Annotated in this window: 17 protein-coding genes; 6 read left to right on the top strand and 11 right to left on the bottom strand. The window is 67.3% G+C overall.

Features of this window, described 5'->3' with window-relative positions; all coding sequences use genetic code 11:
• Nucleotides 1–65: 65 nt before the first annotated feature.
• From V7E00_RS12860 to V7E00_RS12845, 4 genes are all read right to left on the bottom strand, one after another.
• Nucleotides 66–1565, bottom strand: a complete 1500-nt coding sequence (locus V7E00_RS12860; protein ID WP_333573039.1) for an OprO/OprP family phosphate-selective porin — start codon at nucleotides 1563–1565, stop codon at nucleotides 66–68.
• 314 nt (nucleotides 1566–1879) lie between these two features.
• Nucleotides 1880–2419 (bottom strand): GNAT family N-acetyltransferase, encoded by a 540-nt coding sequence (locus V7E00_RS12855; RefSeq protein WP_333573038.1) that lies wholly within the window; start codon nucleotides 2417–2419, stop codon nucleotides 1880–1882.
• A 57-nt stretch (nucleotides 2420–2476) separates the two neighbouring features.
• Nucleotides 2477–4270: an IlvD/Edd family dehydratase gene (locus V7E00_RS12850; protein ID WP_333573037.1), complete on the bottom strand. Its 1794-nt coding sequence runs from the start codon at nucleotides 4268–4270 to the stop codon at nucleotides 2477–2479.
• 25 nt (nucleotides 4271–4295) lie between these two features.
• The gene (locus tag V7E00_RS12845) at nucleotides 4296–5429 is read right to left on the bottom strand and encodes an aldose epimerase family protein (protein WP_333573036.1); all 1134 of its coding nucleotides are present in this window, start codon (nucleotides 5427–5429) and stop codon (nucleotides 4296–4298) included.
• Nucleotides 5430–5574: 145 nt separating this feature from the next.
• Between V7E00_RS12845 and V7E00_RS12840 the strand changes: the two genes are divergently transcribed.
• The gene (locus tag V7E00_RS12840; protein ID WP_333573035.1) at nucleotides 5575–6876 is read left to right on the top strand and encodes a sugar MFS transporter; all 1302 of its coding nucleotides are present in this window, start codon (nucleotides 5575–5577) and stop codon (nucleotides 6874–6876) included.
• Nucleotides 6877–6991: 115 nt separating this feature from the next.
• On the opposite strand, the gene V7E00_RS12835 is transcribed toward V7E00_RS12840, so the two are convergent.
• Nucleotides 6992–7750, bottom strand: a complete 759-nt coding sequence (locus tag V7E00_RS12835) for a FadR/GntR family transcriptional regulator (RefSeq protein WP_333573034.1) — start codon at nucleotides 7748–7750, stop codon at nucleotides 6992–6994.
• 123 nt (nucleotides 7751–7873) lie between these two features.
• Here V7E00_RS12835 and araD1 point away from each other — a divergent pair, with 123 nt between their 5' ends.
• Nucleotides 7874–8869, top strand: coding sequence for an AraD1 family protein (gene araD1 / locus V7E00_RS12830; RefSeq protein WP_333573033.1), 996 nt, complete (start codon nucleotides 7874–7876; stop codon nucleotides 8867–8869).
• Between the two features lie 127 nt (nucleotides 8870–8996).
• Here araD1 and V7E00_RS12825 read toward each other — a convergent pair whose 3' ends face one another.
• The 6 genes from V7E00_RS12825 to V7E00_RS12800 all read right to left on the bottom strand — a co-directional run bounded on the left by V7E00_RS12825 (nucleotide 8997) and on the right by V7E00_RS12800 (nucleotide 15708).
• Nucleotides 8997–10577, bottom strand: a complete 1581-nt coding sequence (locus V7E00_RS12825) for an alpha-N-arabinofuranosidase (protein WP_333573032.1) — start codon at nucleotides 10575–10577, stop codon at nucleotides 8997–8999.
• Between the two features lie 67 nt (nucleotides 10578–10644).
• Complete coding sequence (locus V7E00_RS12820) at nucleotides 10645–12120, bottom strand: hypothetical protein (RefSeq protein WP_333573031.1); 1476 nt, start codon at nucleotides 12118–12120, stop codon at nucleotides 10645–10647.
• 156 nt (nucleotides 12121–12276) lie between these two features.
• Entirely contained in the window at nucleotides 12277–13674 is a 1398-nt protein-coding gene (gene lpdA / locus V7E00_RS12815; protein WP_333573030.1) for a dihydrolipoyl dehydrogenase, read from the bottom strand.
• Nucleotides 13675–13774: 100 nt separating this feature from the next.
• Nucleotides 13775–14170, bottom strand: a complete 396-nt coding sequence (locus V7E00_RS12810) for an acyl-CoA thioesterase (protein ID WP_333573029.1) — start codon at nucleotides 14168–14170, stop codon at nucleotides 13775–13777.
• Nucleotides 14163–14390 carry a hypothetical protein gene (locus V7E00_RS12805; RefSeq protein WP_333573028.1) on the bottom strand — a complete coding sequence of 76 codons (228 nt, stop codon included), beginning with the start codon at nucleotides 14388–14390 and terminating at the stop codon, nucleotides 14163–14165. Before V7E00_RS12805 ends, V7E00_RS12810 begins: the two co-directional genes overlap by 8 nt.
• Before the next feature lie 13 nt (nucleotides 14391–14403).
• Nucleotides 14404–15708: a pyruvate dehydrogenase complex dihydrolipoamide acetyltransferase gene (locus V7E00_RS12800; RefSeq protein ID WP_333573027.1), complete on the bottom strand. Its 1305-nt coding sequence runs from the start codon at nucleotides 15706–15708 to the stop codon at nucleotides 14404–14406.
• Nucleotides 15709–15838: 130 nt separating this feature from the next.
• Here V7E00_RS12800 and V7E00_RS12795 point away from each other — a divergent pair, with 130 nt between their 5' ends.
• From V7E00_RS12795 to V7E00_RS12780, 4 genes are all read left to right on the top strand, one after another.
• A complete protein-coding gene (locus V7E00_RS12795; protein WP_333573026.1) occupies nucleotides 15839–16294 on the top strand; it encodes a universal stress protein in 456 nt (151 codons plus the stop codon).
• A gap of 35 nt (nucleotides 16295–16329) precedes the next feature.
• Nucleotides 16330–17631: a M28 family metallopeptidase gene (locus tag V7E00_RS12790; protein ID WP_333573025.1), complete on the top strand. Its 1302-nt coding sequence runs from the start codon at nucleotides 16330–16332 to the stop codon at nucleotides 17629–17631.
• Nucleotides 17632–17699: 68 nt separating this feature from the next.
• Nucleotides 17700–18422 carry a response regulator gene (locus V7E00_RS12785; protein WP_333573024.1) on the top strand — a complete coding sequence of 241 codons (723 nt, stop codon included), beginning with the start codon at nucleotides 17700–17702 and terminating at the stop codon, nucleotides 18420–18422.
• Complete coding sequence (locus tag V7E00_RS12780; protein ID WP_333573023.1) at nucleotides 18419–19753, top strand: HAMP domain-containing sensor histidine kinase; 1335 nt, start codon at nucleotides 18419–18421, stop codon at nucleotides 19751–19753. Before V7E00_RS12785 ends, V7E00_RS12780 begins: the two co-directional genes overlap by 4 nt.
• Nucleotides 19754–19808 lie beyond the last annotated feature (55 nt).

The raw sequence follows: 19808 nt of genomic DNA, 5'->3' as shown, positions 1-19808 counted from the left end.
CCGAACGGCATTGCGGCCGCCGCTCCCCGGGGGAAGCGACGGCCGCGCAGCAGGGTTCGATCGGATCAGAAGGTGATGCCGAAGCCGGCGCTGATCGTTTCGCCGCTGTCCTTGCCCGTGAACGAGCCGGCGCGGTTGTTGGTCTTCCAGTGGATCAGGTTCAGCTGCAGGCGCATGATGCTGTCCAGATACCAGTTGGTGCCGATCGTCGCGGCTTCGCCCTTGGTCGCGTTCGGGATGCCCGAATAGTCGATATCCTCGTAGCGGGCGAGGATCTCGATCGCGCCGGGGCCGCCGTCGAACACGGGCCGCAGCACGCGCGGCTGGGCGAAGGTGCCGAGACGCGGGTTGTACGGCGGCAGGTCGCCGGTGACGAAGAAGCCGGTGGAAAGGCTCCAGGCCTTGCTCTCGAAGTCCGGACGGCCGGCGTTGAGGTGCGCGACGCGCTTGCCCGCTTCGCCCATCACCCAGAGCGAGCCGACATAGCCGCCCAGTTCCGCGCCATAGCCGGTGGTGCCGGTGCCGCCGGTGAGGGCGCCCGTCTGCACGCGCAGGTTGCCGTTGAAACGGCCGCCGATCACGGTGTTGCGGGTCAGCGTGCCCGGACCGCGCGAGGAGAGCGCCTCGTCGAAGCCCCACAGGCCGACATGGACGATGGCGCGATCGGTCTTGAACGGGTTCCAGTGGACGCGGCCCAGCACGGTGCGGCTGTCATTGATCGCCTGGCTGGCGTCGACGGCGTCGCCGCTGATCGTCACCGAGGCGTGGCCCGTCTTCCAGAACAGGCGCGGCATGAGAGCGATGCCGTAGAAGCCACGCTGCGGAATGATCGACGTGGCGACTACGTTGCGCTCGAGGAACGGCGGCGCGTCCGAACCGCTCGAGCCCTCGAAGCTGCGGTCGTTGAACATGTTGCCGAAGCGGACGTCGTACGACACCTTGCCCACATCGTTGCGCCAGCCGACAAACATCGTGCCGACGTCCGACGTGTTGTCGGCGAAGTCGTTTTCGAACTGGTAGAAGAAGTGCGGGCCGACCGCGCCTTCGATACCGATACGCAGCGCGCGGGCGCCGGTCGTGGTGATGTTGCGGGCGTCGTAGTTCGAACCGAAGGTCGAGCTGACATGGTTGATGATACGGCCGCGCATCTTGAACAGGAACTTGCCGTCCGCCGAGCGGAAGACCGGCAGGCCGCCGCGCCATTCGGTGGTGACGTTGGAGACGTTCGCTGCGGCGCGTGCCTGGGCGACGCTCTGGTCGGCGAGGCCGACGGGGGCGAGCTGCGGCGCGAAGGAATCGGCAACCGTCTCGTCATTGGCGATGGCGGTGTGCTTCACCTGGGCGCTCTGCGGTACGCTCACCGGAGCTGCGGCGCGAGCCACGGGGGCTGCTGCCGGCGCGCTTTCGATCTTGTCGAGGCGAGCGCGCAGCGCGGCGATCTCTTCCGCCTGCGCCTTCAGCAGCTTCACCAGCTCCGCCTGATCGCTGGTCCCGCTCTGCGCGAAGGCCGGCGTGGCGAACAGCAATGCGGACATGGCCGCACCCGCCAGCAATTTCATTTTCATCTTGAAACCCCGTTTGTTGATCCTGTGTCGCCATGGGCAACCGAGTACCAGTATAGGACGGGGGCTGGGCGAAGTGCCGATAATGAAACTAAATGTTTCTGCTACGTAGTTTGCACGAATACATCAGGCGAAGCTCCGCCTGTGCATGGCGGAAGGCGACATGCTTGCACTCGGTTGTATTTTTTGTTTGATATTTGGCGCTTGAGGTTCGTTGCTCAAAGTGCGCGTTCGCATGTATGTTCAGAATGGTTACTGTACCGTTTCGGTGCACCTAGGGATTTGATCGCGAGGCGGCGAAATGTCCAAAGGACCTTTCAGAGGGGCTTCTCCATCCGCACCAGCGGAACGCATAAGCCCTGGATGGGTGCGGAGAGGATCGGCTCGACCTGAACATAGCCGCAGGCTTCGTACAGGGGAACGCCGGCCATGGTCGCCATCATCTCGGCGCGGCGGAATCCGGCAGTGCGGGCGGCTTCCTCGCACAGGCCCAGCACCCGGCTGCCGATGCCGCGGCGGGTGAAGTCCGGATTGGTGTACATCGCGCGGATCTTGGCAGCGTCGCGCGCCGGATCGAGTTTCTGAGGTTCGCGGGCGACGATGCTGGCGTCGCCGCCGTACAGGGTCGCACGGAAGGACCAGCCGCCGCAGCCCGCGATCGTGCCTGCGTTGTCCTCCACCAGGAAATAGGTCTGGTCGACGATCAGCTGCGTGTCGAGGCCCATCACCTGATGGCTCGCAGCGACCTGCTCGGGTGTGAGAAAGCCATGCTGCAGCTGCGCGATTGCCCGGCCCATCACTGCCCGCAACGCCTCAAGATCCTGATGCTTGGCGAGGCGATGGGAAAAGGCGGACATGAAAGCTCCTCGAGACCGGAGCGGCGGCGCTAGCCAGCCGCCGCTCCGATCGCAAGGTCAGTGGTTGTCGCGCGGAACGCCGTGCGCCTGGGCGATGCGCTGGAACTTCTCCGCGCCCTCCAGGATCGCGCCGGTGTTCATCTGGCCGACCACGGCGCGCTGGATCGCCTGCCACGGCGTCTGCGAGGCGGGATAGGCATAGCCGCCCGCTTCCGCCAGCACGCGGCGACGCTCGGCGAGCTCGTCGGCGGGGATCAGCACGTCGGCAGTGCCGAGCTTCAGGTCAATCCGCACCCGGTCGCCGGTCTTGAGCAATGCCAGGCCGCCCATCGCCGCCGCCTCGGGCGATGCGTTGAGGATCGAGGGCGAGGCCGAGGTGCCCGACTGGCGACCGTCGCCGATGCACGGCAGCGCGTGCACGCCTTCGCGGATCAGATAGGCGGGCGCCCGCATGTTGACCACTTCCGCCGCGCCCGGATAGCCGATCGGGCCGGCGCCGCGCATCACCAGCAGTGTGTCCGGCGTGATGCCGGTGGCCGGATCGTCGATGCGGTGGTGATAGTCCTCGGGGCCGTCGAAGACCACGACGGGGCCCTCGAACGCCTCGGGATCGTTCGGGTTGGAGAGGTAGCGGTCGCGGAACTCGGGGCCGATCACGCTGGTCTTCATGATCGCCGCATCGAACAGATTGCCGCGCAGCACGATGAACCCAGCCTCGTCGACCAGCGGCTCCTCGAAGCGGCGGATGACCTTCTCGTCCTCGATCGTCGCGCTGCGGCAATTCTCGCCGATCGTCTTGCCGTTGGCGGTGATCGCATTCTCGTGGATCAGGCCCTGCTGCATCAGCTGGGCGACCACGGCCGGCACACCGCCGGCGCGGTAATAATCCTCGCCCAGATACTCGCCGGCCGGCTGCAGGTTCACCAGCAGCGGCACCTTGTGGCCGTGCGTCTGCCAGTCGTCGAGCGCGAGCTCGGCGCCGACGTGGCGGGCGATCGCGGCAAGGTGGATCGGCGCGTTGGTCGATCCGCCGATCGCGGAATTGACCACGATCGCGTTGAGAAACGCCTCGCGGGTCAGGATGTCCGAGGGCTTGAGGTCCTCGGCAACCATTTCGACGATGCGCTTGCCGGTGCGATAGGCGGCTTCCTGCCGGTCGCGATAGGGCGCGGGGATCGCAGCCGAGCCCGGCAGCATCATGCCCAGCGCCTCGGCGAGGCTGTTCATCGTCGTCGCCGTGCCCATGGTGTTGCAATAGCCGGTGGACGGCGCCGACGAGCTGACCAGGCGGATGAAGCCGTCATCGTCGATCTCGCCGGCGGCGAGCAGCTCGCGCGCCTTCCACACGATCGTGCCGGAACCCGTGCGCTCGCCGCGATGCCAGCCGTTCAGCATCGGGCCGACCGAAAGGGCGATCGCCGGGATGTTCACCGTCGCCGCCGCCATCAGGCAGGCGGGGGTGGTCTTGTCGCAGCCGGTGGTCAGCACCACGCCGTCGATCGGGTAGCCGTAGAGCAGCTCGACCAGGCCGAGATAGGCGAGGTTGCGATCGAGGCCCGCGGTCGGGCGCTTGCCGGTTTCCTGAATCGGGTGGACCGGGAACTCGATCGCGATGCCGCCCGCCTCGCGGATGCCTTCGCGGATGCGCTCGGCCAGCACGAGGTGGTGGCGATTGCACGGGCTCAGGTCCGACCCCGTTTGCGCGATGCCGATGATCGGCTTGCCCGAGCGCAGTTCCTCCAGGCTCAGCCCGTAGTTGAGATACCGCTCCAGGTAGAGGGCGGTCATGTCGACATTGTCGGGATTGTCGAACCAGGCGCGGCTGCGCAGCTTGGGGGTGGTTTCGGTCATGGAGCTGCCTTGTGGGAGGATGGGATCAGTTGGTGGTCGAGAAACGATAGACGATCACGTTGCGGTAGGTCTGCCCCGGATTCAGACGTGCCGAACCAAATGCGGGCTGATTGGGCGTGTCCGGGAAAACCTGCGGCTCAAGCGCCAGGCCGTCGCCCTGGCGATAAGCGTGGTTCGACTTGCCGATCGCGGTGCCGTCGAGGAAGTTGCCGGTATAGAATTGCACGCCGGGCTGGTTGGACAGGATCTCCATCACGCGGCCGCTCGACGGATCCTCGACGCGGGCATGCAGCACCGGCTGGGCGGAGGGCGCCTTGGCGATCACGAAATTCTCGTCATAGCCCTGGCCGAACACGATCTGCGGATCGCGGCCGTCGCGAATGCGGGTGCCGATCACGGTCGGCTTGCGGAAGTCGAACGGCGTGCCTTCGACGGCGCGCAGCTGCCCGGTGGGGATCAGCGTCGCGTCGACCGGGGTCGTCGCCTCGGCCGGAATCGTCACCACATTGTCGTAGATCGAACGCTGCGAGGCTTCGCCGGCGAGATTGAAGAAGCTGTGGTTGGTGATGTTGACGATCGTCGGCTTGGTGGTGGTCGCACTGTATTCGACCGACAGCTCGTTCTTCTCGTTCAGCGCATAGGTGGCGGTGACGGTCAGCTGGCCCGGATAGCCTTCCTCGCCATCCGCCGCGACATAGCGCAGCGTCACGCTGGCGGTGTCCCCGCCGCTGACCTTCTCGACGGTCCACAGTCGCTTGTCGAAGCCCTTCAGGCCGCCGTGCAGCGCGTTCGGGCCGTTGTTCTTGGCGAGGGTGTAGGTCTTGCCGTCGATGGCGAAGGTGCCGTTCTTGATGCGGTTGGCATAGCGGCCAACGCTGGCGCCGAAATAGTTCGGGGCGACCAGATACCCCTTCATGTCGTTATACCCGAGCGTCACGTCCTCGGACTTGCCGTTGCGGTCCGGCGTCGACAGCGACTGGAGGATCGCGCCGTAGCTGAGGATGGTCGCGCGCATGCCGTGGCTGTTCGTGAGGGTGATCGCCTCCACCTTCTGCCCGTCGGCGGTGGTGCCGAACGCCGCGCGAGTCGCTTCGCCGGCATGGGCGGACAGCGGAATCATCACGGTGGCAAGCAGCGCACCCTTGATCAGATTATTCATGCAAAACCTCTCCCTATGGGCTATCGCTGCTGCAAGCGGCGACGCGGCCGTTGACGCTGGACGTTCGGTTGAATACTCCGACTAGAAAGCGAAGAGCAACCCCGCCGCGTCCCACCGTGGCAAAAATCGAGAGGATCATACCAGCATGGCGGTCGTGCCTACGTCAAAGGCTGCTCCGGCGGGGGCCGGGCAAGCCTCTCCCCCCACGCAATATGGACGCGCATTGGCCCTGCTGGCCACGCTGTTCTTCATGTGGGGCTTCATCACCGTGATCAACGGCACGCTGCTGCCGCATCTGCGCAGCGTGTTCGAGCTCAGCTATTTCCAGGCGGCGCTGATCGAGAGCGTCTGGTTCATCGCCTATTTCTTTGCATCGATCCCGTCGGCCAAGCTGATCGAGCGGATCGGCTACCAGAAGTCGCTGGTCGTGGGCCTGCTGATCATGGCGGCCGGCGCCCTGGGCATGACGCTGGCGGCGAGCCTGCCGTCCTACGGCGTCACCCTGTTCATGCTGTTCGTGATCGCCAGCGGCATCACGCTGCTGCAGGTGGCAGCCAACCCCTATGTCGCGGTGATCGGCCCTTCCGAGACCGCTTCGTCGCGGCTCAACCTTGTGCAGGCGATGAACTCGGCCGGCACGATGCTCGCGCCGCTGTTCGGCGCCTATCTAATCCTCGGCCGCTCGAAGGGCGGCACCGCGCAGGCGGGTTCGGCGGCGCTGACCCAGGCCGAGCGCCTGGCCGACGCGCATGCGGTGATCCTGCCGTACGTGCTTGTCGCCGTGGTGCTGCTGGTCCTCGCGATCGTGATCGCGCGCTTCCCGCTGCCGGCGATGGGTTCGGCCACCAGCCGCGTCGCAAAGGAGGAGCGCAAGCACCATAGCCTGTGGAACCACCGCAACCTGGTGTTCGGCATCGGCGCGATCTTCATCTACCTGATCGCCGAGATCGGCGTCGGCAACCTGTTCGTGAACTTCGTCAGCCGTCCCGAAATCGGCAACATGACGACAGAGCAGGCAGGGCGCTACCTTACCCTGTTGTGGGGCGGCATGATGGTCGGCCGGTTCGTCGGTTCGGCGATCATGCAGAAGGTGGATGCGGGCATCGTGCTCGCCGTCTTCTCGATCGGCGCCTTCGTCGTGATGATGGTCACCGTGTTCACGCAGGGCGAAGTGGCGATGTGGTCGCTGATCCTGGTGGGCCTGTTCCACTCGATCATGTTCCCGACGATCTTCACCCTGGGCATCAAGGGCCTCGGTCCGCTGACCGAGGAAGGCTCGGGCCTGCTGATCATGGCGATCGCCGGCGGCGCGCTGGTGGCGGTGCAGGGCTGGCTGGCCGACCAGTACGGCCTGCAGCATTCGTTCCTGCTGACCGCGATCTGCGAGCTCTACATCCTGTTCTACGCGCTGTGGGGCTCGAAGCCGACCAACGCGATCGAGGATTGATCGAAGCACGTCCTCTCGGCCTCGCCGGGGGGACGGGTTCCCCGGAACAAGAAAGGGCGTCGCGAGAGCGGCGCCCTTTTGCATTCGGGAGCGGCGCGGCGGCACACCGCCTTCCTCACATGGAGAGGCGGGTATCCTCCAGCGCGAGGTCGACGAGCGTGCGCATCGCCGCGGCCGCCGCGTCCGGATCGCCGGCTGCGATCGCGTCGAACACCTTGATGTGATCGGGCACAGGATCGCGCGGCAGGGCGCGGACTCGCTGCTTGTACTTGGTCGTCCAGCTCACCGCCGCGCCGATGCTGGCGCTCAGCGCGACCAGCGCGTTGTTGTGCGTCGCTTCCAGCAAGGCGTCGTGGAAGTCGCGGTCCGCCGCGCGCCCGGCATCTGTCGCCAGCGTGTGGCGCCGCATCTGGGTGAGCGCGTCGCGCATCGCCTTCACATCGTCGCGGTCGCGGCGCTCGGCGGCCAGGCGGGCGGCGGCGGGCTCCACCACGGCGCGCAGCTCGAACAGGTCGCGGACGAAGTCGGTATCCGGCTCGCCTGAAAAGGCCCAGGCGAGCACCTGCGGATCGAGCATGTTCCAGCGGCTGCGCGGCAGCACGCGCGTTCCCGCCTTGGGACGGCTTTCGACCAGCCCCTTGGCGGTGAGCACCTGCACTGCCTCGCGATAGGCGCTCCGCGACACGTCCAGCGCTTCGGCATTGGCGACTTCGCCGGTCAGCTTCTCGCCGGGCGCGATCGCGCCGGAGACGATCTGGGTACCGAGATAATGCGCAATTGCTCCGCGCAGACGACGGCCGGACCCCTTGGGCGTGCGGGTGATCGGCTGCACGCCTGCTTCGTCCGCATCTTCCGCCTGGTCGTCCCGTGCCATTCGCTCGCTCTCCTGCATTTTTGATGTGTAGCGCGAAGCGAGGGCATCCGGCAAACGATGTGCGATTGCCATTCGCGTCGGACCGGAATAAGTCCGACTAAATTGAGGATGAGGAGCAGTTCGATGGCGTTGCGGCTGATGCAGTTCAAGGGAAGCGATGGCGTGCGGCGGGTGATCGCGGCCGACGAATCGGGGGCGGGCTTCGTGCGCGGCGCCACCGATGTGCGCAGCCTGGCGCTGCAGGCAATCGAAGCGGGCCAGTCGCTCGCCGAGGCGGTGGCGGCGGCGGGCCGCGAAGGTTCGGTCGATCCGGCCGGGGCGCTGGCGGCCGGGCAGCTGCTCGCGCCGATCGATCATCCGGATGGCGCGCATCTGGTGCTGACCGGCACCGGGCTCACCCATCTCGGCTCGGCCGAGGGGCGCGACAAGATGCACCGCGACGCGGCGGCGGCCGAGCACAAGACCGATTCCATGCGGATGTTCCTCGAAGGCGTCGAGGGCGGCAAGCCCGGCGCCGGCGCGATCGGCCAGCAGCCCGAATGGTTCTACAAGGGCAATGGGCACCATCTGGTCGGCCCCGGCGACGCGCTGGAGATGCCGGGCTTCGCGCAGGACGGCGGCGAGGAACCGGAACTGGCCGGCATCTACCTGATCGGCCCGGACGGCACGCCGTGGCGGATCGGTCTGTGCCTCGCCAATGAGTTCAGCGACCATGTGACCGAACGGCACAATTACCTGTGGCTGGCGCACTCCAAGCTGCGCCAGGCGTCGCTCGGGCCGGAACTGCTGGTGGGCGAGGCGCCTGCAGACGTGCGCGGCACCAGCCGGATCCTGCGCGATGGCGCAACGCTGTGGGAAAAGCCGTTTCTTTCCGGTGAGACGAACATGTCGCACACGCTCGCCAATCTCGAACATCACCACTTCAAATACGGGCTGTTCCGCCAGCCGGGCGATGTGCACGTCCACTTCTTCGGCACGGCGACGCTGTCGTTCAGCGACGGGGTGAAGACCCAGGTCGGCGACACGTTCGAGATCGAGGCGGCGCCGTTCACCCTTGCGCTTCGCAACCCGCTGGCCCAGGTGGAAGATACCGGCCTGACGGCGGTGAAGACGCTCTGACGTAAGTTCCCCCTCCCGCTCGCGGGGGGGGGGTAGGGGAGGGGCTGTAGCGTTGCGGCGCTACAGCCCCGTCAGCCCCTCCCTGATCCCCTCCCGCAAGCGGGAGGGGTGCCCAGGCGCTGAGTTGTCAGCTCCCGATTTCCACCACCGCGACCGATTTGGCGGGCAGCTCCAGCGTCACGCCGCCCTTGGCCACGCTACCGCTGATCGGCTTCGGCACCACCGCGTTCGGCGCCTCGAAGCTGTTGACCGAATCCACCTTCGCGGCGGTCAGCACTTCACCCTTGGCGCTCTTCGCCGTCACCCCGGCGAACTTCACCTCGATCCGCGTCGGCTTGCCCGCGTCGAGGTTGGTCACTGCCAGCCACAGCTTGCCGTCCTTGCCGCGCGCCGCGATCGCATCGACGCGCGGCATCGTCACGTCGCCCTGCGTATAGGTTCCCGCGTCGAAGGACACCGGCACCGCCTGCGCATCCTGGAACGGCACGTACATGCGGAACACGTGGTAAGTGGGCGTAAGGACCATCTTCTCCTTGTCGGTGAGGATCATCGCCTGCAGCACGTTGATCATCTGGGCGATGTTGGTCATCTTCACCCGGTCAGCGTGGCGCGCGAAGATGTTGAAGTGCAGCGCCGCGATGATCGCGTCCCGCAGCGAGTTCTGCTGATAGAGGAAGCCCGGGGTCGAACCCGGCAGCTGCGCGAGCCAGACGCCCCATTCGTCGATCATCAGGGGCACCTTCTTGTCGGGATCGTACTTGTCCATGATCGCCGTATGCTTGGTGATCATCCCGTCCATCGCCAGTGCCGCCTTTACCAGCTTGGCATAGCCCGTCTCGTCGAAGCCGACGCTGGGAAGCGAGGGCGGCCAGCCGCCGGTGGTATAGGCGTGCATCGACAGGCCTTCGATGTTCCAGGCCCAGTCATGCCCCTTCCATGCCGCCATCACCGCCTCGGTGTAGGTGGTGTCCGCATCATTCGGACCTACCGCGATGCGCTGCATCGGCTCCGGGCCCTTCTCGCCCTGCTTCGGATCGAGGTTGTGCGTGAAGCGCGCAAAGCGCTTCATCAGGTCGACATAATGGTCCGGCCGCATCGATCCGCCGCAGCCCCAGCTTTCGTTGCCCAGGCCAAGCCACTTCACCTTGTAGGGTGCGGCATGGCCGTTGGCCGCGCGCTCCTTGCCGGCGGTGCTGGCGGGGTCCGCGGTCATATAGGCCAGCCAGTCGGCGGCTTCCTGGATCGTGCCCGAACCGACGTTCACCGAGACATAGGCTTCGGCGCCCACCTGGTCGGCAAAGTCCATGAATTCGTCCGTGCCGAAGCTGTTGGGCTCGCCCGATCCGCCCCAGTTGGTGTTCACGCTGCTGCGCCGCTTGTCCTGCGGGCCGATGCCGTCGCGCCAGTGATATTCGTCGGCGAAGCAACCGCCGGGCCAGCGCACCACCGGCACCTTGATCGCGCGAAGCGCCGCAACCACGTCCTTGCGGATGCCCCGCGTGTTCGGAATCGGCGAATCCTTGCCCACCCAGATGCCGCCATAGATGCCGGTGCCCAGATGCTCGGCGAACTGGCCGAAGATATGGCGATCGATGGTGGGGCCGCTCTTTGCGGTGTCGATCGTGACAGTCACGGGCGTGTTCTGCGCGAGTGCCGGCGCGGACATGCAGAGCAGCGCCGCTCCCGCGAGCAGTGTCTTTCGAAGCATGGAATCCTCCCTGAGATTTTCTCAGGCGATCAATGCCATGAATTCTACTCCGACAAAAGTGTTGAGTTCACAGCGGCGGCAGGGCCGGGGCAAGCGTCCACCGGGCGACGGTTACCACTGCCGCCACGATCGCAACGCCCAGCACGGCGACGAGCACCCGCTGGGGGGCGGCGCGCGTGCCCGTGGCGGCAAGGAGCGCAAGGCCAGCCGCCAGCATGGCCCAGCAATGATAGCGATAGTCCGATGCCACGCCGACGATGCCGAAGGCAGCTTCGGTGAGGATGGTCGACAGGGCGAGCGTCACTGCCACGGCCCCGACACCGTCGCGCACGGGCCAAGTGCAGAACAGCACGCCCAGCGCGATCGCCAGCCACAGGATCGGTGCGCCGGCGGGGCCGCTTGCCAGCGTATAGCCCAGCTTCTGGAAGCTGTTGATGCGCTTGTCCGGGGAGGGGAGGCCGAGCTGGTTGGGTTCGGACCGGGCGAGCGGGCCGGTGCCGGGCATCGTCGTCGGCATCCACAGCCGCATCTCGCTGTTCCAGTGGGCGATGCGATGCGCGGCATAGGCGATGGGGTGGGTGGCGATTGCCTCCAGCCACACGCCGCGCAACCGGTTGCCGGGGGCCGCGTGCTGCAGCGTGTCGACGATATAGCCGCAGGCATTGTCATCGCCGATCGGATCCCACAGAATCGGGGTCAGGCAGCCCCGCGCCTCGGCCTGGCGCCAGAGCCGCGCGGGCACCTGCGGTACCGCTTCCGGACCGGCCCGGTGCGCGATCCCGGCGAGATCGAACAGCGGCAGGGAACGCTCTACCCCGCTTGGCGTCGCGTGGAGCAGGCGCTGGTTGATGGGGGTGAGCACGCCGATCACCGCGGCGGTCGTCGCCACCACCAGTACCGCCTGGAACAGCGGGCGATCCCATCGCCAGCCGCCGAGCAGCCCGAAGGCCAACGGCACGGTGGCAAAGGCCGCGTTGAACCGCACCAGCGTGGCATAGCCCAGCAGCCCCAGCACCAGTGCGCCGGCCCAGAGCGGCAGCCGCCGGTCGTCCAGTCGCCACCAGCAGGCAAGGCCCACCGCGGCCATCAGGGCCCCGGCCATCTGCCCGTCCTTCAGCACGGCGACCTGCCAGCCCAGGATCGGCGGCCAGATGCCGAGCAGCAGCACGACCAGCGCCGCAATGGCCTGGCCGCGCCGCGCCAGCGCGCCCGCGAAGAGCGCGAGGCCACTCCAGTAGAGGAGGATCTGCAGCACGAACATCGGCGTCTGCCCGCGCCAGCCTAGGCCGTGGAACACCGCCCATAGCTGCGCCATTGCCGGCGGGTGCCAATCGTCGAAGCGGCCGCGCAGTACCTGCTGATACTGGACGACGCTGTCATAGCTCGCCACGCCCGGCCAGAAGAAGGCGAGGGTGATGCCCGCGAGCAGCGCCGCGACCAGCAGCGCGGAGACCGCCTTGCGCCGCGCGCCGATCGGCTTTCGCTGCAGGGCGCGACCGCGCCGGGAGCTGCCGAAGGACGAACGCGAGGAGGGGCTGGACATCGGGCGGGGGCGACCTGTGGGCTCCGGAGGGGCAGGAAGGCCGGTCTAGACGACCGGCGCCCCAACGGAAAGCGGCAGGCGAAACGATCCGCCTGCCGCCATGCGGCATCCGCCGCAGGATACCAGGCGGGGGAGCAGGTCCCCCGCCGATTTCCCTCAGATGTGCAGCGCCTTGCCATAGGCACCGAGCACGGCCTCGTGCATCGTCTCGCTGATCGTGGGGTGCGGGAACACCGTCTCCGTCAGCTCGGCCTCGGTCAGCTCGCCGGTCTTGCCGATGGTGTAGCCCTGGATCATCTCGGTCACTTCGGCGCCGATCATGTGCGCGCCGAGCAGTTCGCCGGTCTTGGCGTCGAACACCGTCTTCACGAAGCCTTCCGGCTCGCCCAGCGCGATCGCCTTGCCGTTGCCGATGAACGGGAAGTTGCCGACCTTGACCTCGTAGCCCGCTTCCTTGGCCTTGGCTTCGGTGAGGCCGACGCTGGCGATCTGCGGGTGGCAATAGGTGCAGCCCGGGATGTTGCGCACGTCCATCGCGTGCGGGTGGTCGCCGTTGATGGCCTCCACCGCGATCACGCCCTCATGGCTGGCCTTGTGCGCGAGCCAGGGCGGCGCGGTGACGTCGCCGATCGCCCACAGGCCATCGACATTGGTGCGGCAGGCCGCGTCGGTCACGATATGGCCGCGCTCGGTCTTCACGCCCAGCGTCTCGAGCCCGATATTCTCGGTGTTCGGCACGATGCCGATCGCCACGATGACGTGGCTGAACTCCTCGACGGTGACCTTGCCGTCCTTGCCCTTGATCGACGCCTTCACGCCGGTCGCCGTCACGTCGAGCTTGTCGACGCCCGTCTGGGTGAGGATGGTCATCCCCTGCTTCTTGAACGCCTTCTCCAGGTGCGCGGAGACATCCTTGTCTTCCACCGGGACGATCCGGTCGAGCATCTCGACGATCGTTACCTGCGAGCCCATGTCGTTGTAGAAGCTGGCGAACTCCACCCCGATCGCGCCCGAGCCGATGACCAGCAGCTTGGTCGGCATCTCGGTCGGCGTCATCGCGTGGCGATAGGTCCAGATGCGCTTGCCGTCGGCCTTGGCGAAGGGCAGGTCGCGGGCGCGGGCGCCGGTCGCGACGATGATGTTCTTCGCTTCCAGGTCCGTCTTCTTGCCGTCCGCGGCGGTGACGGTCAGCTTGCCCTTCGCGGTCAGCACGCCGGTGCCCATGTGCACCGCGATCTTGTTCTTCTTCATCAGGTGCGTGACGCCCTGATTGAGCTGCTTGGCGACGCCGCGCGAGCGCTTCACCACCGCGTCCAGATCGGCGCTGATCTGGTTGGCGATCAGGCCATAATCCTTGGCGTGCTGCATGTAGTGGAAGATTTCCGCCGAGCGCAGCAGTGCCTTGGTGGGGATGCAGCCCCAGTTGAGGCAGATGCCGCCGAGCAGCTCGCGCTCGACGATGGCGGTCTTCAGGCCCAGCTGGGCCGCCCGGATCGCCGCGACATAGCCGCCGGGGCCCGAGCCGAGAACGATGACGTCATAGGATTCAGCCAAGGTTTGCTTCCTTCTGCTCCCTTCCCCCTGTCAGGGGAGGGCTGGGGAGTAAATAGTGCGGACCCGGCGCATTGCAGCGCGCCGCGGTTCCGCGGGTGCATCAAGCGATCTGTTCCACGGGGCGCGGGCGCTTGTGCTCGTCGATGGCGACGAACACGAACTGTGCCTGGGTGACGAGGCAGCTTTCCTCGACATGCCGACCGCGCCGCCATGCCTGGACTTCGATGGTCATCGAGGTGCGGCCGACCTTGATCATCTCGGCATAGACCGAGACCTCGTCGCCGACCGAGACAGGGGAATGGAACTTCATTCCCTCCACCGCCACCGTCACCGCCCGGCCGCGCGAATAGCGCGAGGCGAACAGGCCTGCTGCCATGTCCATCTGGCTCATCAGCCAGCCGCCGAAGATGTCGCCATAGGGATTGGTGTCCGCCGGCATCGTCGTCACGCGGATCGCGGGCTGGCGATCCGGCGGGCCGCCATTCTGGTCAATCATTGCGATCCGCCTCCCGGGTTCCGCGCAAGCGCGCGCGATCCTCGGCATAGGCCCGCCGCAGCGGGCCGATGCCCATCACCACCACCGCGACCATCGCGACATAGGCGACGAGCCAGATGTCGTTCGTGGCGCGGCGGTACGACCAGGCGGCGAGCGACGCGATCACCATCGCCGCGAGCAAGCCCGCGATGATGTGAAGCACTTCGATCAATACGCGCACCGCCCGGCTCCGATCAGGCGATCATGCCCATCGGGGCTTCGACGAGTTCCTTGAAGATCTTCATCATCTCGGCCCCGTCCGCCCCGTCGATGGCGCGGTGGTCGAAGCTGCCGGTGGCGCTCATCACCGTCGCCACGCCCAGCGCGTCGTCGATGATGTACGGGCGCTTCTCGCCCGCGCCGATCGCCATGATCATGCCCTGCGGCGGATTGATCACCGCCTCGAACTGCTTGATGCCGTACATGCCCATGTTGGACAGGCTGGCGGTGCCGCCCTGATATTCGTGCGGCTGCAGCTTGCCCTCGCGCGCGCGCGCGGCGAGGTCCTTCATCTCGGTCGCGATGGCGGAAACCGCCTTGTTCGCCGCGTCCTTGATGATCGGGGTGATCAGGCCGGTGGGCGTCGACACCGCGACCGACACGTCGGCACGGTTGTACTTGATCAGCTTGTCGCCGGTGAAGGTGACGTTGCACTTCGGCGTGCGCGCCAGGGCGACGCCCAGCGCCTTGATCAGCAGATCGTTGACCGACAGCTTCACGCCGCGCGCTTCAAGCGCCTTGTTCAGCTCGCCGCGCAGCTTGAGCAGCGCGTCGAGGCGGATATCGACCGTGAGGTAGATGTGCGGGACGGTCTGCTTCGATTCGGTAAGGCGACGCGCGATCGTCTTGCGGATGTTCGAGAGCTTCTCTTCCTCGTGCGGAATCGAGTCGTCGTACCAGACGGCCTTGGTCTCCGCGGTCGCTGCGGGTGCGCCGACTGGTGCGGTCGTCGGCGCAGGCGCGGCGGCGGCCTGCGGAGCGGCCGGAGCGGCACCCGGCTTGGCGCCTTCGACGTCGGCCTTCACGATGCGGCCGTTCGGGCCCGAACCGCTAACGCCGGCGAGGTCGACGCCCTTGTCAGCGGCGATGCGGCGGGCGAGTGGGCTCGCCTTGACGCGCGATCCCGAAGCGGCGGCGGGCTGCGCCGGGGCAGGGGCCGGAGCCGGCGCAGGTGCAGGCGCGCTCGCGGCGGCAGCCGGTGCAGGCGCAGGGGTCGGGCTCGGCGCGGGGGCGGCGGTGGCGGACGACACGTCCTCGCCTTCGCCGGCGATCACCGCGATCACGGTACCGACCTTCACATTATCGGTGCCTTCGGCGACCAGGATCTTCCCGATCACGCCTTCGTCGACCGCTTCGAATTCCATCGTCGCCTTGTCGGTTTCGATCTCGGCAAGCAGGTCGCCGGATTTCACCGTGTCGCCTTCCTTGACGAGCCACTTGGCAAGCGTGCCCTCCTCCATGGTGGGAGAAAGTGCCGGCATCTTGATTTCGATTCCCATGAAGGTTCCCGTCGTTGGTCCTGGGGGTGGCTGGCCTCTCCTTTGCCGCCGTAAACCCTAGGGTCAAGCCCCGGTCTTGCGCTGGAGGCCGCGTCGGTCCACCTAACGCGTGACTTCAAGGAAGGGCCCCATGCGCACCTATCTGGTGGTGATCGACGATTCGCCCGAGGCCGAAATCGCGCTGCGCTTCGCCGCGCGGCGGGCGGCCAAGACGGGCGGAAACGTGGAAATCCTGGCCCTGATTCCGCCCGCGGAGTTCGTCCAGTGGGGCGGCGTGATGGCGACGATCGAGGAAGAGGCGCGCGAACGCGCCGAGGCGCTGGTGATGCGCGCGGCCGGCACATTGTTCACCGAATCCGGCCTGACGCCCTCCATCACCGTGCGCGAGGGCGACGGCGCGAAGGTGGTCCGCGAGATGCTTGCGGCCAATGGCGACATCGCGGCGCTGGTGCTGGGGGCGGCGCCCAGCGGCGCGCCGGGCAAGCTGGTCGCGCACTTCACCGGCGCGGATTCGGGCAAGCTCACCGTGCCGGTGATGATCATTCCGGGGTCGCTCGACATGGACGCGATCGACCGGCTGAGCTGATTGACCGGAGCGCCTGGGCACGTCAGCATAAGCCCATGCGCATCCTCGCTCTTTTGCCGCTCGCCCTGCTTGCCACGCCCGCCGCCGCGCAGGATCGCCCTGATCCGCAGCGCCTGAAGGCAACGGTGGAAAAACTGGTTGGCTTCGGTACGCGGCATACACTCTCCGATCCGGACAACCCCAGCCGCGGCATCGGCGCGGCGCGGCGCTGGTTTGGCGGCGAGCTGACGAAGATCGGCGCGGCCTGCGGCGGCTGCATCGAGACGAGCGAGGTCGCCCGCGAATTCAAGGGACCCCGCGCGCCGAACGGCGTGCGCATCGTCGACGTGCTCGGTATCCAGCGGGGCAGCGAGCCGGGCCGGGTGGTGATCGTGATGGGCCATATCGACAGCCGCGTCACCGACGTGATGAACGCCACCGCCGATGCGCCCGGCGCGAATGACGACGCCTCGGGTGTCGCGCTGGTGCTGGAGGCGGCCCGGATCCTGTCGAAGCACAAGTTCAAGGCGACCATCGTCTATGCCGCACTCTCGGGCGAGGAGCAGGGGCTGTACGGTGGCCAGCTGCTTGCGGAAACCGCGAAGGAACGCGGCTGGACCGTCTCGGCCGTGCTCAACAACGACATTGTCGGCAACACCATCGGCCAGGACGGCCGCCGCGCGGCGGACCGGGTGCGGGTATTCTCCGAAGGTGCGCGCGACACCGAGACGCTTGCAGAGGCCAAGGCGCGGCGTGCCGATGGCGGCGAGGATGACGGCCCCAGCCGCGCCCTCGCGAAGGCAATCCGGGGTGTTGCCGCCGCCGATCCCAAGGGATTGAAGGTGCTGATGGTCCGCCGTCCCGATCGCTTCGGCCGCGGCGGCGATCATACGCCCTTCCTCACGCTCGGTTATCCGGCGGTACGCTTCTCTGTCGGTGTCGAGAATTACGACGCGCAGCACCAGGATCTGCGCACGGAAGCGGGCAAGGTTTATGGCGATACCGTTGACCGGATGGACTTTCCCTATCTCGCCAAGGTGACGGCGCTCAACGTCGCGACGCTGCGCCGCCTCGCCAGCGCGCCCGCCGCACCGGAACCGGTGATCCTCAGCGGCGCCCTCGCCACCGACACGACCGTGAAGTGGCCGGCGGTCGCCGGCGCGGCGAAATACCGCGTCTACTGGCGCGCGGCCGACAGTGCGGACTGGGCCAGCCATGTCGACGTTCCGGCCGACAAGACCGAGACGGTTCTGAAGGGGATCATCGTCGACGATATGTTCGTCGGCGTGTCCGCATTGGCGGCGGATGGCGCGGAGAGCCTGGTGAGCTTCGGCGCCCGCCCGGTGCGCGAACGTTGAACCTTGGGCCGCATCGGTCCATAGGGGCCGTAATCGGGGGCGATCTGGTACAAGAGTCGAGTTTCAATATGGCAACCCACCCCGCTTCCGACGAACCCGCCACCCTGCTGGTGGTCGATGATGACCGCGACATCCGCCTGTTGCTCGCCAACAGCCTCGGCGCACGCGGTTATCGCGTCGAAACGGCCTCGAACGCGCGGGACATGGATGTCATCCTGGAGAAGATGCCGGTCGACGTGGTGATCCTCGACGTGATGATGCCGGGCGAAGACGGGCTTTCCGCCTGCCGCCGCATCGCCACCGCCGACGGCCCCGACGTGATCCTGCTGAGCGCGCTCGGCGAGGAGCAGGACCGGATCCTCGGGCTCGAGGTCGGCGCCGGACACTATCTGCCCAAGCCGTGCAGTCCGCGCGAGATCCTGGCGACGGTGCGCGCGGCACTGCGCAAGCGCGGCACCACCGCGGCGCCGCCTGCGGGTGACGTCTACACCTTCGAGGGCTGGCGAATCGACCTGGGCAGCCACGAGCTGTTCGATCCCGAAGGCGTGCTGGTCGGCCTGACCGACGGCGAATTCGCCGTGCTGCGCGTCTTTATCGAACGCCCGCGCCGGGTGCTGACCCGCGAGGCGCTGCTGGCAGCCGCGCGCGGTCCGGATTCGGATGCCTATGATCGCGCGATCGACGTGCAGGTCAGCCGGCTGCGCCGCAAGCTGCGCTCGGGCGCCGACGAGATCATCCGCACCGTGCGCAACGAAGGCTATCTGTTCGTGCCCCGCGTCACGCGCGCATGAGCAAGGGAACGGCGGCACCGCGATCGCCGCTGTTCCTGCGCATCTTCGCGCGGATGCTGGCCTGTGTGGTGGTGGTGCAGCTGCTCAATTTCGGGTTGCTGTTCGCCGTCCAGACGCCCAATCCCAAGCTCCACACCGTCGGCCAGATCGCGCAGGCGATGCGCGACCCGGTTGCGGCGCCCGACGGGTTCGAGGTCCGGCGCGCCGAGGCCGTCGAACCCCAGCCCTGGAACCCGCGCGCCGAGCGGACCGAGGTCGCCTTGGCGACGGCGCTGGGCGTTCGGCCGGAGCGCGTGATCCTGCGTTTCCCCGTAGGCTTCCTGCAGCGTCCGCAGGTCTATGACCGCGCCGGCGTGCCGCCCGCACCGGCGCCGGCGAACGCGGTAGCCGCGCAGGACGTGCTCGTCACCGGTGGGTTTGAAGCCTCGCTGCGCATGGCGGACGGAAGCTGGCGGACCGTCACCGCAGGCGCAGGGCTGGAGCCATGGCGCGTGTTCGTGGTGATGTGGCTGGTGTTGTCGGCGCTGGCGGCGGCGGTGTTCGCCTGGGCGATGGCGCAGCGCTTCGCACGCCCGATCGGCGCCTTCGCCCGCGCGGCCGAGCGGCTGGGCCGCGATCCGCGCGCGCCGCCAATCGAACTCGACGGACCCGCCGAAATCGCGGAGGCTGCCCGCGCCTTCAACGACATGCAGGCCCGGCTCAATCGCTATGTCGACGATCGCGCGACCATGATTGCGGCGGTCGCGCACGATCTGCGCACGCCGCTGATGCGACTGGGTCTTCGCATCGAGGATGCCGATCCGGCGATCCGCGCCGCCTGCGAATGCGACATTCGCGAGATGCAGGCGATGATCTCCACCGTGATGGCCTATGTCCGTGACAGCAGCCGGATCGGCGTGCGCCGGCCGCTGGATCTGCGTTCACTGGCCGAGACGGTGGTCGACGATGCCGCTGATCGCGGCGCGGCCGTCAACCTTGAAACAGGCGACCCGCTGGTGATAGAAGCGGACCCGGTGGCGCTGAAGGCGATGCTGGCCAATCTCGTCGGCAACGCGGTCAAATATGCCGGCGGCGCGGAACTGGTGCTGGAAGCACGCGAGCATGAGGCGGTGATCGCCGTCCGCGATCGCGGGCCCGGCATCCCCGATGAGGACATGGAGCGCGTATTCGATCCCTTCTTCCGCGGCGAGCGCTCGCGCAACCGTGATACCGGCGGCATGGGATTGGGCCTTGCCAGCGCGCGCGCGACGGCGCGGGCGCATGGCGGGGACATCATCCTGCATCGGCGCGAGGGCGGCGGGCTGTGCGCCACCGTAAAGCTTCCGCTTTGAATCCAGGCGCTTCGATCTAATACCCTGAGCTACTGGCTCGCCTCTCCCATTGTTG

This window comes from Sphingomonas sp. (assembly GCF_036731925.1).
Classification (GTDB): domain Bacteria; phylum Pseudomonadota; class Alphaproteobacteria; order Sphingomonadales; family Sphingomonadaceae; genus Sphingomonas.
Note: the sequence above shows the minus strand (reverse complement) of the source record. Positions and strands in the feature narration are given on the sequence as shown.

What these genes read in the sequence shown, in the direction of transcription:
- V7E00_RS12780 (WP_333573023.1), top strand. Translation starts at nt 18,419, where the DNA reads ATGAGCAAGGGAACGGCGGCACCGCGATCGCCGCTGTTCCTGCGCATC.
- V7E00_RS12840 (WP_333573035.1), top strand. Translation starts at nt 5,575, where the DNA reads ATGGCGGTCGTGCCTACGTCAAAGGCTGCTCCGGCGGGGGCCGGGCAA.
- V7E00_RS12855 (WP_333573038.1), bottom strand. Translation starts at nt 2,419, where the DNA reads ATGTCCGCCTTTTCCCATCGCCTCGCCAAGCATCAGGATCTTGAGGCG.
- V7E00_RS12785 (WP_333573024.1), top strand. Translation starts at nt 17,700, where the DNA reads ATGGCAACCCACCCCGCTTCCGACGAACCCGCCACCCTGCTGGTGGTC.
- V7E00_RS12810 (WP_333573029.1), bottom strand. Translation starts at nt 14,170, where the DNA reads ATGATTGACCAGAATGGCGGCCCGCCGGATCGCCAGCCCGCGATCCGC.
- V7E00_RS12850 (WP_333573037.1), bottom strand. Translation starts at nt 4,270, where the DNA reads ATGACCGAAACCACCCCCAAGCTGCGCAGCCGCGCCTGGTTCGACAAT.
- araD1 (WP_333573033.1), top strand. Translation starts at nt 7,874, where the DNA reads ATGGCGTTGCGGCTGATGCAGTTCAAGGGAAGCGATGGCGTGCGGCGG.
- V7E00_RS12790 (WP_333573025.1), top strand. Translation starts at nt 16,330, where the DNA reads ATGCGCATCCTCGCTCTTTTGCCGCTCGCCCTGCTTGCCACGCCCGCC.
- V7E00_RS12845 (WP_333573036.1), bottom strand. Translation starts at nt 5,429, where the DNA reads ATGAATAATCTGATCAAGGGTGCGCTGCTTGCCACCGTGATGATTCCG.
- V7E00_RS12860 (WP_333573039.1), bottom strand. Translation starts at nt 1,565, where the DNA reads ATGAAAATGAAATTGCTGGCGGGTGCGGCCATGTCCGCATTGCTGTTC.
- V7E00_RS12800 (WP_333573027.1), bottom strand. Translation starts at nt 15,708, where the DNA reads ATGGGAATCGAAATCAAGATGCCGGCACTTTCTCCCACCATGGAGGAG.
- V7E00_RS12795 (WP_333573026.1), top strand. Translation starts at nt 15,839, where the DNA reads ATGCGCACCTATCTGGTGGTGATCGACGATTCGCCCGAGGCCGAAATC.
- V7E00_RS12820 (WP_333573031.1), bottom strand. Translation starts at nt 12,120, where the DNA reads ATGTCCAGCCCCTCCTCGCGTTCGTCCTTCGGCAGCTCCCGGCGCGGT.
- V7E00_RS12825 (WP_333573032.1), bottom strand. Translation starts at nt 10,577, where the DNA reads ATGCTTCGAAAGACACTGCTCGCGGGAGCGGCGCTGCTCTGCATGTCC.
- V7E00_RS12835 (WP_333573034.1), bottom strand. Translation starts at nt 7,750, where the DNA reads ATGGCACGGGACGACCAGGCGGAAGATGCGGACGAAGCAGGCGTGCAG.